Origin of the sequence: Methylobacterium organophilum (assembly GCF_022533465.1) — a bacterium.
Taxonomy (GTDB): Bacteria; Pseudomonadota; Alphaproteobacteria; order Rhizobiales; family Beijerinckiaceae; genus Methylobacterium; species Methylobacterium organophilum.
The window spans coordinates 4735154-4750254 of record NZ_CP092848.1 but is presented as its reverse complement, the minus strand read 5'-3'; the positions used below and the strand labels follow the sequence as shown (position 1 = coordinate 4750254).

Here is a 15101-nt window from a genome sequence, read left to right as displayed (position 1 = left end):
CGGTCAGATGCCGGCCCCGCGCCGCCTCACCCCAGCAGCCGGTCCAGGGTGATCGGGAATTCCCGCACCCGCACGCCCGTGGCGTGATGGATCGCGTTGGCGATGGCGCCCGCCGTGCCGGTGATGCCGATCTCGCCCACGCCCTTGATGCCGAGCGGATTCACGTGCGGATCCTGCTCCTCGACGAGGATCGCCTCGATCGAGGGCAGATCGGCATTCACCGGCACGTGATACTCGCCGAGATTGGCGTTCATGACCCGGCCCGTGCGCGGGTCGAGCACCGCATGCTCGTGCAGGGCGAAGGACACGCCCCAGATCATGCCGCCGTAATACTGGCTGGTGACGAGGCGCGGATTGATCACCCGGCCCGCCGCGAAGGCGCCGACGAGGCGGGTCACCCGCACCTGGCCGAGATCGGGATCGACCGCGACCTCGGCGAAGACCGCGCCGTGAGCATGCATGGCATAGGCGTCCCGCGAAGCCGGATCGGCCACGCCCTTGCCGGAGGCCTTCACCGAGACGCGGCCGGCCCGCTGCAGGATCTCGGCGAAGGATTCGCTGCGGCTCTCGTCGTCCCGGCGGTGGAGCCGGCCGCCCCGGGCGACCGTGCCGGCATTGCCCGCCCCGAAGAGCGGCGAGCGCTCGTCGCTGGTGGCGAGCTGCGCGAGCTCGGCCAGCACCGCCTGGGTGGCCGCATGGATCGCCGTGCCCGCGGTGGCGGTGTGGGCCGAGCCGCCGGCGATGCCGGCATTGGGCAGGTCCGACGAGCCGCTGCGGAAATCGAGCCGGTCGAGATCGAGGCCGAGCCCGTGCGCGGCGATCTGCGCCAGCGCCGTCCAGGCGCCCTGGCCCATGTCGTGCGCGCCGAGCGACACCACACCGGTGCCATCGGCCCGGATCTCCGCCTCGGCCTCCCCCTGCATCATCAGGGCCGGGAACAGGGCAGTGCCGACGCCCCAGCCGAGCAGGCGCCCCTCCGGATCCCGGAGGGACCGCGGCGCCCGCGGCCGCCGCTCCCAGCCGAAGCGGGCCGCGCCCTGCGCGTAGCATTCCCGCAGAGCCTTCGAGGAGAAGGGCTTGCCGGAGATCGGTTCGGCCTCCGCGTAGTTCTTCAGGCGGAATTCCAGCGGGTCGAGGCCGCAGGCCTCCGCCATCTCGTCGATGGCGCTCTCCAGCGCGATGCTGCCCGTGGCCTCGCCCGGCGCCCGCATGAAGATCGGCGTGCCGGTATCGACCCGCACCCCCGCATGCGAGGTCGAGAGCGCGGGCGCCGCATAGAGATAGCGGGAGACAGCGCTGGCCGGCTCGTAGAAATCGTCGAAGCGGCTGGTGGCGGTCAGGGTGTGGTGGTCCAGCGCGGTGAGCGCCCCGGCCGCATCCGTGCCCAGGCGCAGGGTCTGGCGGGTCTCGGCCCGGTGGCCCACGGGGCCGAACATCTGCTCGCGCCGCAGCACCAGCTTCACCGGCCGGCCGGTGAGCTTCGCCGCCATGATGCCGAGCACCTGCGGCCCGCTCATGGTGCCCTTGGAGCCGAAGCCGCCGCCGAGGAAGGGCGAGCGGATCAGGATGTTCTTCGGATCGAGGCCGAACAGGCCGGCGAGCCGCAGCTGGCCCATGGCGAGGCCCTGGCTCGGCGTGTCGACGACGAGCCGGTCGCCCTGCCACTGCGCCACGATGGCATGGGGCTCCAGGGCGTTGTGATACTGGGCCGGGGTCTCGTAGACCGCCTCGATCCTGCGATCCGCCACGGCCAAGCCGGCCTCCACGTCGCCGCGGGCCACGGTCGCCTTGTCGCCGGCGCCGACGGCAGGGGGCGCGAAGGGCGCGTCCGCATCGAGCCCGAGGGCGGGCGCCTCCGCCTCGTAGCGGGGGCTGAGCAGCTCGGCTCCCTCGGTCGCCGCCTCCAGCGTCTCCGCGATCACCACGGCGATCGGCTGGTGGGCGTAGCGGACCCGGTCGTTCTGCAGGAGGTCGAGCCGGAACATGAAGGGATTCTCCTTCGCGTCCGGGTCGAGGGCGAGCGTCGGGGCGTTGGCGGGCGTCATCACCGCGACGACGCCGGGATGGGCCTGCGCTGCCGCCACGTCGAGATGGGCGACGCGGCCCCGGGCGATGCGGCTCACGGCGATCACCGCATGCAGCAGCCCCTCGGGGCGGTTGTCGGCGGCGTAGGTGGCCGCGCCCGTGACCTTGAGGCGGCCGTCGCGCCGGGTCAGCGGCTGGCCGAGGCTCGACCCGTGCCGGGCCTGCTCGTAGGCGATGTCAGGCATGGAGGCTGTGTCCCGGATGGGGGGCGAAGGGGGAGCCGGGCAGGGCGGGCATCCGCTCCGGCGTGCCGGCGGCGGCGAGCGCGAAGGCGCGCCGGATCAGCCGCCGGGCGAGTTCGATCTTGAAGGCGTTGTCGCCGGAGGGCTTCGCCTCCGCCAGGGCGGCGTCGGCCGCACCACGGAAGGCCGCCTCGGTGGGCTCGGCCCCGGCGAGCAGGCTCTCCGCCGCGCGGGCGCGCCAGGGCTTGAGGGCGACGCCGCCCAGCGCCAGCCGCGCCTGCCCGATCCGCCCCCCGTCAAGGGTGAGCGCCGCAGCGGCGGAGACCACGGCGAAGGCGTAGGAGGTGCGCTCGCGGACCTTGAGGTAGCGGCTGTGGCCGGAAAAGGCCGAAGCCTCCGCCGGGAGGCGGACCGCCACGATCAGCTCGCCCGGCGCCAGCACGCTCTCCCGCTCCGGCGCGTCGCCGGGCAGGCGGTGGAAGGCGTCGAGCGCCACCTCCCGGCGGCCGTCCTTGCCCTCGATCTCCACCACCGCGTCGAGGGCGACGAGGGGCACGCAGAAATCGGAGGGATGGGTGGCGATGCAGTGCTCGCTCCAGCCGAGCACGGCGTGCATCCGGTTGGCCCCGCCCCGCGCCTCGCAGCCGGCGCCGGGCGCGCGTTTGTTGCAGGCGCTGGCCGGGTCGTAGAAATAGGCGCAGCGGGTGCGCTGCATCAGGTTGCCGGCGGTGGTGGCCGCGTTGCGCAGCTGCGCCGAGGCGCCGGAGAGCAGGGCTTCGGCCACCGCCGGATAGGCTCGGGCGAAGTCCGGGTCGTGGGCGAGATCGGCGTTGCGCACCAGCGCGCCGATCCGCAAGGCCCCGTCCGGCAGCCGCTCGATCCGGTCGAGGCCGGGCAGGCGGGTCACGTCGACGAGGCGGCTCGGGCGGCTGATCCCCCCTTTCATCAGGTCGAGGAGATTGGTGCCGGCGGCGAGATAGGCGGCGCCGGGCTCGGAGGCGGCGGCGACCGCCTCGGCGAGGCTGCCCGCGCGGACGTAGTCGAAGCGGTTCACGCGGCCTCTCCCTTCATACGCGCCTGCGCGTCGAGGACAGCCTCGGTGATGCCGATATAGGCGCCGCAGCGGCAGAGATTGCCGCTCATCGCCTCCCGCACCCGCTCGGGATCGTCCCCGGCCTGGGCCTCCCGGATCAGCCCGACGGCGCTCATGATCTGGCCGGGGGTGCAGAAGCCGCACTGGAAGCCGTCATGGTCGATGAAAGCGGCCTGGACCGGGTGGAGCGCGTCGCCCTGCGCCAGCCCCTCGATGGTCGTGACCGCCGCCCCGTCGAGGCTGACGGCGAGGGCCAGGCAGGAATTCACCCGACGGCCGTCGACAAGCACCGTGCAGGCGCCGCACTGGCCGCGGTCGCAGCCCTTCTTGGTGCCGGTGAGGCCGAGGCGCTCCCGCAGGAGGTCGAGAAGCGTGACCCGGGGATCGTCCAGCGCGATCGCGCGCGGCTCCCCGTTCACGGTCAGCGTGAGGGACATGCTCATGGCCGAGCCCATGCGGTTTCCGGTATGGAACCGTTTTAAGTAGCCCAGGCTTGACCGGCGACCAGTGCGGTGCGGCATCCACAACCGGATCGCGCGCAGGCCGGAGCCTTTCCCGAAGCGGTCGGCCTCGGGAGAGGCCGCGGCGCTCTCGGTCCCGCACCTATTTCGGGAACGGGGCGCTGGCGGAATCGGCCGAGAGCGGCTTGTCGCCGGCCGTCACGCCGTTCTTCGACAGGATATGGGCGACGATCGGATCGAGCTGGTCGTCCGGCAGAGAACCGGGAGCGTTCTGCGGCATGTTCTCGTGAATGTAGGTGCGCAGGTCCGCCACCGGCTTTCCGGCCCATTTCTCCTTGAAGGCGTCCCCGACCAGGGCGGGCCCCTGCGCGCCGGACAGGTTCGGCCGGTGGCACTGGGCGCAATGGTTGTTGAACTTGGTGTGGCCGTCCTCGGCCTGCTGCTGGGTGAAGGGGCCGGTATCGGCGAGCGCGGCGCCCGCAGGCAGGGCGATGGCGAAGGTGAGGGCGGCAAACAGTCTCGTTGCGCGCATCATGGCGTGGTGTTCCTCCAAAGTCGGGTCGGCCCTGATGATCGTCCGGGGCGGAGCCGAACCGCCGGGCCGGACATTGGTGCGCCCGTGGCGTTCGAGCGCAGCGACGCAACTCCCGAGACACCGGAAAGGATGCAACCGCACATTGAATCGCTGAAGTTCTTCCTCGCAGAGACTGTCGATCTGCCGAGCGAAAACTGTATTCATCGATCAATTTTGCAGCGCAAAACGATCTCATTGGCGACAATTCGATTGTGCCTAAAAAAGTCTTCCCGGTCACAGTTTCCGAGATCGTCGCCGGGTCCCCGCATCACGAGACCCGCGCGTCGCCGGAAAGCGCAGGCGATCCCCAGAGTTTGGGCAAATCTGGTATCAAAAAACGGGATAATTCGGTAATGAACAGCGGAGGCGCCGCGCCGGACAGGATGCGCGCTCCGGGCCGGATGGGGTGGAAATGGCGGTGCGTGTCCAGTGGGTCGCGGGGCTGATGGCCGGTGGCGCAGCTCTTATTCTGTTGGCCGCCCCCTCGGTCCTGCCCTCCGCGTGGGTCGCGCCGCTGGTGCCGCTACGCCATGCAACCCTGGGGATGGTGGACCAGGCCTTCGACCGGATCAAGGACGCCCTGCCGGCCCCGCGCGGCGCCAAGGCCGAGCGCCCCCCCGTCACCCCCGCCAGCGCGGGCGCCCCCGCGGTGAAGCCGGCGCAGCGCACCGCCATCGAGGGCGGCCGCGTCGTCGTGAGCCTGAACGCGGAGGAGCAGGCGCGCGCCGGGATCGAGACGGAGACGCGCAGGCCGCAAGCCCACCGCATCGAGATCCAGGCCTATGGCAGCGTGCTCGACCTCGCCCGGGTGACGGAACTCACCAATGCCTACGCCAGCGCGAAGGCCCAGCTCCAGACGGCGGAGGCCAGGGCGGAGGTGTCGCAGGCCGCGATCCTGCGGGCCAAGAGCCTCGGCCCCTACGCCACCCAGGTACAGGTCGAGACGGCGGAGGGCACCTACCGCACCGACCAGGCGGCGCTCGCCGCCGCCCAGTCGCAATTGCGCACCCTCGCCGCGACCGCGCAGCAGGAATGGGGGCCGGTGATCGGCAAGGCCATCGTCGAGCGCGCGCCCCTGATCACGCGGCTGATCGAGCGCACCGACTTCCTGGTGCAGGTGACGCTTCCCCCCGGCGAGAGCCTGAAGGGGCGCCCGGACGTGGCCTTCGCCGAGGTGCCGCCCCAGAGCGAGCGGGTCGCCCTGCGCTACGTCTCCCCGGCCACCCGCACCGACCAGCGCATCCAGGGCGTGAGCCTGTTCTACATCGTCTCCGGCGACAGCGGCCTCCTGCCCGGGATGAGCACGCTCGCCTTCATCACCATCGACCGCGCCGCCACCGGCATCCTGGTGCCGGAAGAGGCGGTGGTGCACTGGCAGGGCGGCGCCTGGTTCTATCGCAGCCTGGGGGAGGGCGGCTTCGCCCGGCATCCCCTGCGCCCGGACGCGCAGGCCTCGGCCGATTCCTTCATCGTCGAGGATCTCGACGGCGAGACCGGGATCGTCCTGAAGGGCGCGCAGACGCTGCTCTCGGAGGAGCTGAAGGCCTCGCTCCAGGTCGCCGGCGGCGCGGACGACGACGACTGACCGGACGAGACGCCCGTGACACCCCCGCTCTCCGGCCCGCAGGCCGCCCTCGTCCGCTTCGCCGTGCGCTTCCGCGGCGTGATCCTGGCCCTGGGCCTCGCGCTGATCGCCTACGGCGTGCTCGCCCTCGGCGAGGCCAAGTACGACGTCTTCCCGGAATTCGCGCCGCCCAGCGTGACGATCCAGACCGAGGCGCCGGGGCTCAACCCGGAGCAGGTCGAGGTCATCGTCACCCAGACGGTGGAGGTCGCGATCAACGGCCTGCCGGGGCTGACGGCCCTGCGCTCCTCCTCGATCCAGGGCCTGTCGGTGATCAACGCGACCTTCGGGGCGGGCAGCGACATCTACCGGGTGCGCCAGCTCGTCAACGAGCGCCTCGCCGCCGTCGCCGGCCGGCTGCCCCAGGGGGTGATGCCGCCCTCCATGACGGCGCTGACCTCCTCCACCGGCACCGTGCTCCTGGTCGGGCTGACCTCCGACACGCGCTCGGCCCTCGACCTGCGCACCCTGGCCGATTGGCGCCTGCGCCTGCGTCTGCTCGCCGTGCCCGGCATCGCCGAGGTGCTGGTCTATGGCGGCGACCTGCGCTCGATCCAGATCCAGGTGCGCCCGGCCGACCTCATGCGCTTCGGCATCGGCCTCAACGACGTGCTCGCGGCGGCGCGCAAGGCCACCGGCGTGCGCGGGGCGGGCTTCGTCGACACGCCCAACCAGCGCATCACCCTGCAGACCGAGGGACAGTCGCTGACGCCGGAGGCGGTGGCGCGCACGGTCCTCCTCAACGAGGGCGGGGCGAGCGTGCTGCTCGGCGATGTCGCCAACGTCGTGGACGCCCCCGAGCCGCCGATCAGCGCCGCCCTGGTCGACGGCAAGCCCGGCGTGCTCCTCATGGTCGGGGCGCAGATCCGGGCCAACACCGTGGACGTCACCGCGCGCGTCGAGGCGGCCCTGGCCGAACTCAAGCCGGGGCTGGAGCGGGAAGGCGTCCAGATGCGCACGGACCTGTTCCGGCCGGCGAACTTCATCGCGCTCGCCAACGGCAACGTGCTGCAGGCCCTCGCCATCGGCGGCGGCCTCGTCGTGGTGGTGCTGTTCCTGTTCCTGTTTGACTGGCGCACCAGCGTGATCAGCGCGGTGGCGATCCCGCTCTCGCTGCTCGCGGCGGTGAGCGTGCTGCAGGCGCTGGGCGAGAGCCTCAACACCATGACGCTGGGCGGCCTCGCCATCGCCATCGGCGAGGTGGTGGACGACGCGGTGATCGGCGTCGAGAACGTGGTGCGGCGCCTGCGCGAGAACCGGCGGGACGCCGCGCGCCGGCCCGAATCCGCCGTCATCGTCGACGCGATCCTGGAGGTGCGCAGCTCGGTCGCCTACGCCACCTTCGCCGTGCTGCTCGTCTTCCTGCCGGTGCTGGCGCTGACCGGAGTCGCCGGCCGCCTGTTCGGCCCCCTGGCTCTCGCCTACATCCTCGCGGTGCTCGCCTCCCTGGTGGTGGCGCTGACCGTGACCCCAGCCCTGTCCGCGCTGCTCCTTACCGGCCGGGAGCTGGCACCGCGCGACCCACCGGTGATGCGCACCGCCCGCGCGGGCTATGCCTGGCTGCTGCGGCGGATCAACCGCCATCCCCGGCTCGTCACCCTGGCCGGCCTGCTGCTGACCCTCGCCGGGGGCGCGGTGCTGCCCGTCTTCGGGGGCGCCTTCCTGCCCGACCTGAAGGAGGGCCACCTGATCCTTCACATGGCGGCGCTGCCGGGCACCTCGCTCGAGGAATCCGTACGCATCGGCGGGCGGATCACCACGGCGCTCAAGGAGATCCCCGGCGTGCGCGCCGTCGCCCAGCAGGTCGGCCGGGCCGAGGCCGGCTACGATGTCGGCGGCACGCATTACAGCGAGATCCATATCGACCTCACCCCCGGCCTCGACGGGGAAGGCCAGGAGCGGGCGGAGGCCGGGATCCGCGCCGTGATGGCGCGCACCCCCGGCGCGCATTTCTCCCTCAAGACCTTCCTGACCGAGCGGATCGAGGAGACCGTCTCCGGCTTCACCGCGCCGGTCGTCATCAATGTCTACGGCTCCGACCTCGACCGGATCGAGGCCGCCGCCCGCGACGTCGCCCGGGAGCTCGGGGAAGTGCGGGGCGCCGCCGACATCCAGCAGCAATCCCCCGCCGGCCTGCCGCAGATCAATGTGAGCCTGCGCCCCAACGACCTGCGCCACTGGGGCCTCGACGCCGTCGAGGTGCTGGAGAGCGTGCGCACCGCCTATCAGGGCGACGTGGTGGGCCAGGCCTACCAGGGCAACGCCGTGTTCAACGTGATCGTCATCCTCGACCGGGGCACCCGCGCGCGCCTCTCGGGCATCGGCGAACTGCCCCTGAAGGTGCGCGGCGGCCTCTATGTCCGCCTCGCCCAGGTGGCCGACGTCTACGAGACCTCGGGCCGCTATTCCGTGCAGCATTCGGGCGCCCAGCGCGTCCAGGCCATCACCGCCAACGTGGTCGGGCGGGACGTCGCCTCCTTCGTGGAGGCCGCCAAACGCAAGATCGCCCGGGAGGTGAAGCTGCCGCCGGGCGTCTATGTCGGCTTCGCCGGGGCGGCGGAGGCGCAGGCCCGGGCGCAGCGCGATCTCCTCGCCTATTCGGCTCTGGCCGGCCTCGGCATCGTCGTCCTGCTCGCCGTGGTGACCGGCTCCACGCGCAACCTGCTGCTGGTCCTCGTCAACCTGCCCTTCGCCTTCGTCGGCGGCGTGGTGGCGGTGGCGCTCACCGGGGCGGTGATCTCGCTGGGCTCCATCGTCGGGTTCGTGACCCTGTTCGGCATCTCGCTGCGCAACACCATCATGATGATCGCCCATTACGAGCATCTCGTCGGGGTGGAGGGCCGGCGCTGGGGGCCGGAGGCCGCGGTGGAGGGCGCCTGCGACCGCCTCGTGCCGATCCTGATGACCTCGCTGGTCACCGGCCTCGGCCTGCTGCCCCTGGCGCTCGGGGCCGGCGAGCCGGGCCGCGAGATCGAGGGGCCGATGGCGATCGTGATCCTCGGCGGCCTCGTCACCTCGACCCTGCTCAACCTGCTGATCCTGCCGGCCCTGGCGCTCCGCCACGGCCGTTTCGCCCCCGCGGAGAGCCCGGCGGCCTGAGACTCGGCCCCCGGAGAGCCCGCCGGAGCCGCCCCGCAATCGGTCCGCGGAGAAAACACGCAACGGAAGATCTGGAATTGTTCCTGCCGAAGTCGCTGTGGATGCGACCAAACCGAACGATTTCATCAGGTTGAGACGCGCTCCCAGCTGTCACGCCACGTAAAGCCGGTGGGATCGCATGACTTTTTCAAGATTGGTGCTTGCGTCCTTGCGTCGACCGTATAATCGTGCCGCGCGGGGGCATACGAACGGATCAATGGGATGACGGAAGAGAACCAAGAATTTACCAAAGACTTCGTTGCTCTGGCCGGCGACATCGTGTCTGCCTACGTCTCGAACAATTCGATGCCGGCGGCCGAGCTCCCGGCCCTGATCCTCAACATCCATTCCGCATTGCTCGGCCTTGCCGGCCCCGCGGCGCCCGCCCCGGTGGCTGCCGAAGCCGTCGAGAAGCCGAGCCCGGCGCAGATCCGGAAGTCCGTGACGCCGGACGCCATCATCAGCTTCATCGACGGCAAGCCCTACAAGACGCTCAAGCGTCACCTGGGCACCCACGGCCTGGATCCCTATTCCTACCGCCAGAAGTTCGGCCTTCCCTCCGACTACCCCATGGTCGCACCGAACTATGCCGCGCAGCGCTCCGCGCTGGCGAAGTCGATCGGCCTCGGCCGACCGGGCGGCCGGCTGCCGGAGGAAGAGCCTGTGGTGGTGGAGCCTGCGCCGAAGGGGCGTCGGAAGTCCTCTTGAGGACCGGTCTCGCGGAGCGCATCGCCGTTATGCGCCCGCGTTCGATTCGCTGAAGAAGGCGGCCTGGCTGCCCCGGCGAAGTGACACGGCGGCAGATCCCGTCCCGGAGGCGCCGCAATCACGCCCCTCTCGCGGGCGTCCCGGCGGGACAAGGCCGTTTTCGTCTTAGCAACGCAACATCCCGACCGGCTCAGGCCCGTCGGGTCGATCGAGCCGCGGGCGCCATCTTCCATCCTCTTCTCCGGCCGAGCGCCCGGAGAAGAATCGCCTTCCGTCTCAATGTCCGGCGGCAGAATTGGCGGCCATCCGCGAATGGATGACCGCCGGGGGCGCTCGCCTCAGGCGCGCGCCTGGCCCTCGTCGCGGCTCAGGCTGCGGTTGATGCCCAGAGCCAGCAGCGTCGCGACGCCGCCCGAGAGCAGGTAGACGCCGACCCAGGCGAGGCCGTAACGGCTCGACAGGGTGAGCGCGACGAGCGGCGCGAAGCCGGCGCCGAACAGCCAGGCGAGGTCCGAGGTCAGGGCGGAGCCGGTGTAGCGGTAGCGGCTGCCGAAGTTCGAGGAGACCGCGCCCGCCGTCTGCCCGTAGGACAGGCCGAGCAGGCCGAACCCGACCACGACGTAGATGGTCTGGGCGGCGGCGCTGTCCCCGAACAGGATCGGCGCGAGGATGCTGCCCAGGGCGAACACGGTGATCAGCGCGGCCGAGATCGCCAGCATGGTGCGGCGGCCGATCTGGTCGGCGATCAGGCCCGAGGAGACCATGGCGCCCGCGCCGATGATCGCGCCGGCGAACTGCACCATCAGGAACTCGCCCGCCGAGCGCTGCGTGAACAGCGTGATCCAGCTGATCGGGAAGATGGTGACCAGGTGGAACAGGGCGAAGCTCGCGAGCGGCACCAGGGCGCCGATGGCGAGGTTGCGGCCATGGCTGCGGATCAGGGCGAAGACCGGGACCGGGGTGAGCTCGTTCTGGTTGAGGAGCTCGGTGAACTCGTCGGTCACGACGAGGCGCAGGCGGGCGAACAGGGCCACCACGTTGATCGCGAAGGCGACGTAGAAGGGGTAGCGCCAGCCCCAGTCCACGAAGTCCGCATCGTCCAGGTTGACGATGAAGAAGGAGAACAGGGCGCTCGCGAGCATGAAGCCGAGGGGCGCGCCGAGCTGGGGCAGCATCGCGTACCAGCCCCGGCGGTTGTCCGGCGCGTTCAGGGCGAGCAGCGAGGCGAGGCCGTCCCAGGCGCCGCCGAGCGCCAGGCCCTGGCCGAATCGGAAAGCCGCGAGCAGCCAGACCGCGACCATGCCGATGGTCTCGTAGCGCGGCAGGAAACTGATCGCGGCGGTGCAGCTGCCGAGCAGGAACAGCGCGATGGTCAGCTTGACGCTGCGGCCGTGGCGCCGGTCGATCTCCATGAAGATGGTGGAGCCGATCGGCCGGGCGACGAAGGCCAGCGCGAACAGGGCGAAGGAATAGAGCGTGCCCGTGAGCGGATCCACGAAGGGGAAGAACACCCGCGGGAACACCAGCACCGAGGCGATGCCGAACACGAAGAAGTCGAAGAACTCCGAGGTGCGCCCGATGATCACGCCCATGGCGATCTCGCTCGGAGCGACCTTGTGGTCGGTACTCACCAGATGGGCGTCGCGTTCGAGCGCCGTGGAGGAGGGCAGGGCGTAGTCAGAGCTCATCGGAATGCGGCTCGCATGATCGTGGCCCCCCGGCTACAGGTCCGGGACCGGAAAAGGTTATGGCGCGTCCGCGTTCTGCGTCAAAGCGTAGCCGCGTGCGGCCTGCCGACCCATGTCGTGAACGTCGCACCACGGCACCTGGCTCCGTCGCTGCAATGCGCCAAAACGGCTTGTAGCCATCGCAAGCCGGTTTGCTATGCTCTGAACGCCCGGCTGATCGAAGCTGACCGCAATTGTCATTATTCCATGTTGCGGCGCAGGAGACAGCCGCCGTCCGGCGGCCTTCTTGGTCCGGGCGCCGTGCCCCGCGTTCACGCCCAGACGAACGGATGACCCTCAGAACCCTGCGCACCCTGGCGCTGCTCCCCCTGTTCGGCCTGCTCTCGGGCTGCAACATGGTCCTGATGCAGCCCTCCGGGGACATCGCCGCGCGCCAGCGCGACCTGCTCATCGCCTCGACGGGGCTGATGCTGCTGATCATCGTCCCGGTGATCGCCTTCACCCTGTTCTTTGCCTGGCGCTACCGCTCCTCGAACACCGAGGCCGCCTACGATCCGGACTGGCACCACTCGACGCAGCTCGAGGTGCTGATCTGGTCGGCGCCCCTCGTCATCATCATCGCGCTCGGCGCGCTGACCTGGATCAGCACGCACACGCTCGACCCCTATCGGCCGCTCTCGCGGATCGAGGCCGGCAAGCCCGTGCCCGCCGGGGTGAAGCCGCTCACCGTCGAGGTCGTCGCCCTCGATTGGAAATGGCTGTTCTTCTATCCGGACCAGGGCATCGCCACGGTCAACGAGCTCGCCGCCCCGGTCGACGTGCCGATCACCTTCAAGATCACCTCGGCCTCGATCATGAACTCGTTCTTCATCCCGGCGCTGGCGGGCCAGGTCTACGCCATGGCCGGCATGGAGACGAAGCTGCACGCCGTGATCAACAAGGCCGGCGTCTACGAGGGCTTCTCGGCCAATTACAGCGGCTCCGGCTTCTCGCGGATGAACTTCAAGTTCCACGGCCTCGACAAGGCCGGCTTCGACGCCTGGGTCGCCAAGGTGAAGTCCGACGGCTCGGAGCTGAGCCGCGACGCCTATCTGAAGCTCGAGCGTCCGAGCGAGCAGGAGCCCGTGCGCTACTACAAGTCGGTGGACGAGGGGCTCTACAGCGCCGTCCTCAACATGTGCGCCGTGCCGGGCAAGATGTGCATGAACGAGATGATGCACATCGACATGGCCGGCGGCGCCGGCAAGGAGAGCCACGAGAACCGCGAGCGGCTCGAATACGACAACCGCCACGCCATCGAGGGCCACGAGGCCGAGGCGGCCACGGTGCCGGCCTCGGGCCGCCCGGCCCGCGCCCACGACGTCCAGCCCGAGGGCATGAAGCCCGACCACGTGGCCCCCAAGAGCAACGAGGGCGGGGCGCCCCCGGCCGAACCTCGCCACGATCATTCCGCGCCGGGCACGACGCACGACGACCCGGCCCCCAACCAGACGAACCAGTGAGCGCGGCGCTGTCCTAGCCGCCACGCCGCACCTTCGAACGAGTCGATCGCGATGGATCTCCAGAAGCTCCTGTTCGGGCGCCTGACGCTCGAGGCCATCCCATTCCACGAACCGATCCTGATCGTGACCTTCCTCGGGGTCGCGGTGGGCGGCCTCGCGGTCCTGGGCGCCGTCACCTATTTCCGCCTGTGGGGCACCCTCTGGCGCGACTGGTTCACCTCGGTGGACCACAAGAAGATCGGCATCATGTACATCGTGCTGGCGCTGGTGATGCTCCTGCGGGGCTTCGCCGACGCGATCATGATGCGCGCGCAGCAGGCGATGGCCTTCGGCCCGAACGAGGGCTACCTGCCGCCCCACCACTACGACCAGATCTTCACCGCCCACGGCGTGATCATGATCTTCTTCATGGCCATGCCCTTCGTGACGGGCCTGATGAACTACGTCGTGCCGCTGCAGATCGGCGCCCGCGACGTCGCCTTCCCCTTCCTGAACAACTTCTCGTTCTGGATGACGGTGAGCGGCGCGGTCACGGTGATGATCTCGCTGTTCGTGGGCGAGTTCGCCCGCACCGGCTGGCTTGCCTATCCACCCCTCTCCGGCCCGGCCGCGAGCCCGGGCGTCGGCGTCGACTACTACATCTGGGCCCTCCAGATCGCGGGTATCGGCACGCTGCTCTCGGGCATCAACCTGATCGCGACCATCGTGAAGATGCGCGCCCCCGGCATGACCATGATGAAGATGCCGGTCTTCGTGTGGACCTCGCTCTGCACGAACGTGCTGATCGTCGCCGCCTTCCCGATCCTGACCGCCGTTCTCGCGCTGCTGTCGCTCGACCGCTACGTCGGCACGCACTTCTTCTCGAACGACCTCGGCGGCAATCCGATGATGTACATCAACCTCATCTGGATCTGGGGTCACCCGGAGGTCTACATCCTCATCCTGCCGGCCTTCGGCATCTTCTCGGAGATCGTGTCGACCTATTCGGGCAAGCGCCTGTTCGGCTACGCCTCGATGGTCTACGCCACGGTCGTCATCACGATCCTGTCCTACCTGGTCTGGCTGCACCACTTCTTCACGATGGGCTCGGGCGCGTCCGTGAACTCGTTCTTCGGGATCACGACGATGATCATCTCGATCCCGACGGGCGCCAAGATCTTCAACTGGCTGTTCACGATGTACCGCGGGCGCATCCGCTTCGAGGTGCCGATGCTGTGGACGATCGGCTTCATGGTGACCTTCGTGGTCGGCGGCATGACCGGCGTCATGCTCGCGGTGCCGCCCGCCGACTTCGTGCTGCACAATTCGCTGTTCCTGATCGCGCACTTCCACAACGTGATCATCGGCGGCGTGGTGTTCGGCGTGCTCGCCGGCGTCACCTACTGGTTCCCGAAGGCCTTCGGCTTCAAGCTCGACCCGTTCTGGGGGAAGATGTCCTTCTGGTTCTGGCTCACCGGCTACTGGTTCGCCTTCACGCCGCTCTACGTGCTCGGCCTGATGGGCGTGACCCGCCGCCTGAACCACTTCGACGATCCCTCGCTCCAGATCTGGTTCGTGATCGCGGCCTTCGGCGCCTTCCTGATCCTGCTCGGCATCCTCTCGTTCCTGATCCAGCTCGTGGTCAGCTTCGTGAAGCGCGAGGAGCTGCGCGACCTGACCGGCGATCCCTGGAACGGCCGCACCCTGGAATGGTCGACCTCGTCGCCGCCGCCGGACTACAACTTCGCCTTCACGCCCGTGATCCACGATCACGACGCGTGGTGGGACATGAAGCGCCGCGGCTATGCGCGTCCGCTCAAGGGCTTCAGGCCGATCCACATGCCGAAGAACACCGGCACCGGCGTGATCCTGGGCGCGATCAGCGTGGTCTTCTCCTTCGCGATGATCTGGTACATCTGGTGGCTCGCCGCCCTGTCCTTCGCCGCGATGATCGCCGTGTCGATCCTCCACACCTTCAACTACAACCGCGACTTCTACATCCCGGCCGACGCGGTCGTCCGGGCCGAGAACGAGCGCACCGCACTCCTCTCGGGACGGGCCTGAGAC

10 protein-coding genes are annotated in these 15101 nt (G+C 69.8%); 5 read left to right on the top strand and 5 right to left on the bottom strand.

The genetic code is table 11. The features are described 5' to 3' along the window. Positions 1-26: 26 nt before the first annotated feature. The 4 genes from MMB17_RS22440 to MMB17_RS22425 form a co-directional block, all read right to left on the bottom strand. Complete coding sequence (locus MMB17_RS22440) at positions 27-2270, bottom strand: xanthine dehydrogenase family protein molybdopterin-binding subunit (RefSeq protein WP_241100327.1); 2244 nt, start codon at positions 2268-2270, stop codon at positions 27-29. Further along, positions 2263-3321 carry an FAD binding domain-containing protein gene (locus MMB17_RS22435; RefSeq protein WP_241100326.1) on the bottom strand — a complete coding sequence of 353 codons (1059 nt, stop codon included), beginning with the start codon at positions 3319-3321 and terminating at the stop codon, positions 2263-2265. The genes MMB17_RS22440 and MMB17_RS22435 overlap by 8 nt, the downstream gene beginning before the upstream one ends. Then, a complete protein-coding gene (locus MMB17_RS22430) occupies positions 3318-3803 on the bottom strand; it encodes a (2Fe-2S)-binding protein (RefSeq protein WP_241100325.1) in 486 nt (161 codons plus the stop codon). Before MMB17_RS22430 ends, MMB17_RS22435 begins: the two co-directional genes overlap by 4 nt. A gap of 160 nt (positions 3804-3963) precedes the next feature. After that, positions 3964-4356, bottom strand: a complete 393-nt coding sequence (locus MMB17_RS22425) for a c-type cytochrome (protein WP_241100324.1) — start codon at positions 4354-4356, stop codon at positions 3964-3966. A gap of 451 nt (positions 4357-4807) precedes the next feature. Between MMB17_RS22425 and MMB17_RS22420 the strand changes: the two genes are divergently transcribed. The 3 genes from MMB17_RS22420 (at position 4808) to MMB17_RS22410 (ending at position 9865) form a co-directional block, all read left to right on the top strand. Next, the gene (locus tag MMB17_RS22420; protein ID WP_241100323.1) at positions 4808-5980 is read left to right on the top strand and encodes an efflux RND transporter periplasmic adaptor subunit; all 1173 of its coding nucleotides are present in this window, start codon (positions 4808-4810) and stop codon (positions 5978-5980) included. Positions 5981-5995: 15 nt separating this feature from the next. Then, complete coding sequence (locus MMB17_RS22415; protein ID WP_241100322.1) at positions 5996-9118, top strand: efflux RND transporter permease subunit; 3123 nt, start codon at positions 5996-5998, stop codon at positions 9116-9118. A 261-nt stretch (positions 9119-9379) separates the two neighbouring features. Further along, complete coding sequence (locus tag MMB17_RS22410; RefSeq protein ID WP_238313591.1) at positions 9380-9865, top strand: Ros/MucR family transcriptional regulator; 486 nt, start codon at positions 9380-9382, stop codon at positions 9863-9865. Between the two features lie 338 nt (positions 9866-10203). Here the strand turns inward: MMB17_RS22410 and MMB17_RS22405 are convergent, their stop codons facing one another. Next, positions 10204-11553 carry an MFS transporter gene (locus MMB17_RS22405; protein ID WP_238313593.1) on the bottom strand — a complete coding sequence of 450 codons (1350 nt, stop codon included), beginning with the start codon at positions 11551-11553 and terminating at the stop codon, positions 10204-10206. 329 nt (positions 11554-11882) lie between these two features. Here MMB17_RS22405 and cyoA point away from each other — a divergent pair, with 329 nt between their 5' ends. Together cyoA and cyoB are read left to right on the top strand one after the other, a co-directional pair. Then, complete coding sequence (gene cyoA / locus MMB17_RS22400; protein WP_238313595.1) at positions 11883-13055, top strand: ubiquinol oxidase subunit II; 1173 nt, start codon at positions 11883-11885, stop codon at positions 13053-13055. A 51-nt stretch (positions 13056-13106) separates the two neighbouring features. Next, positions 13107-15098, top strand: a complete 1992-nt coding sequence (cyoB, locus tag MMB17_RS22395; protein WP_238313597.1) for a cytochrome o ubiquinol oxidase subunit I — start codon at positions 13107-13109, stop codon at positions 15096-15098. The last annotated feature ends 3 nt before the right edge of the window (positions 15099-15101 follow it).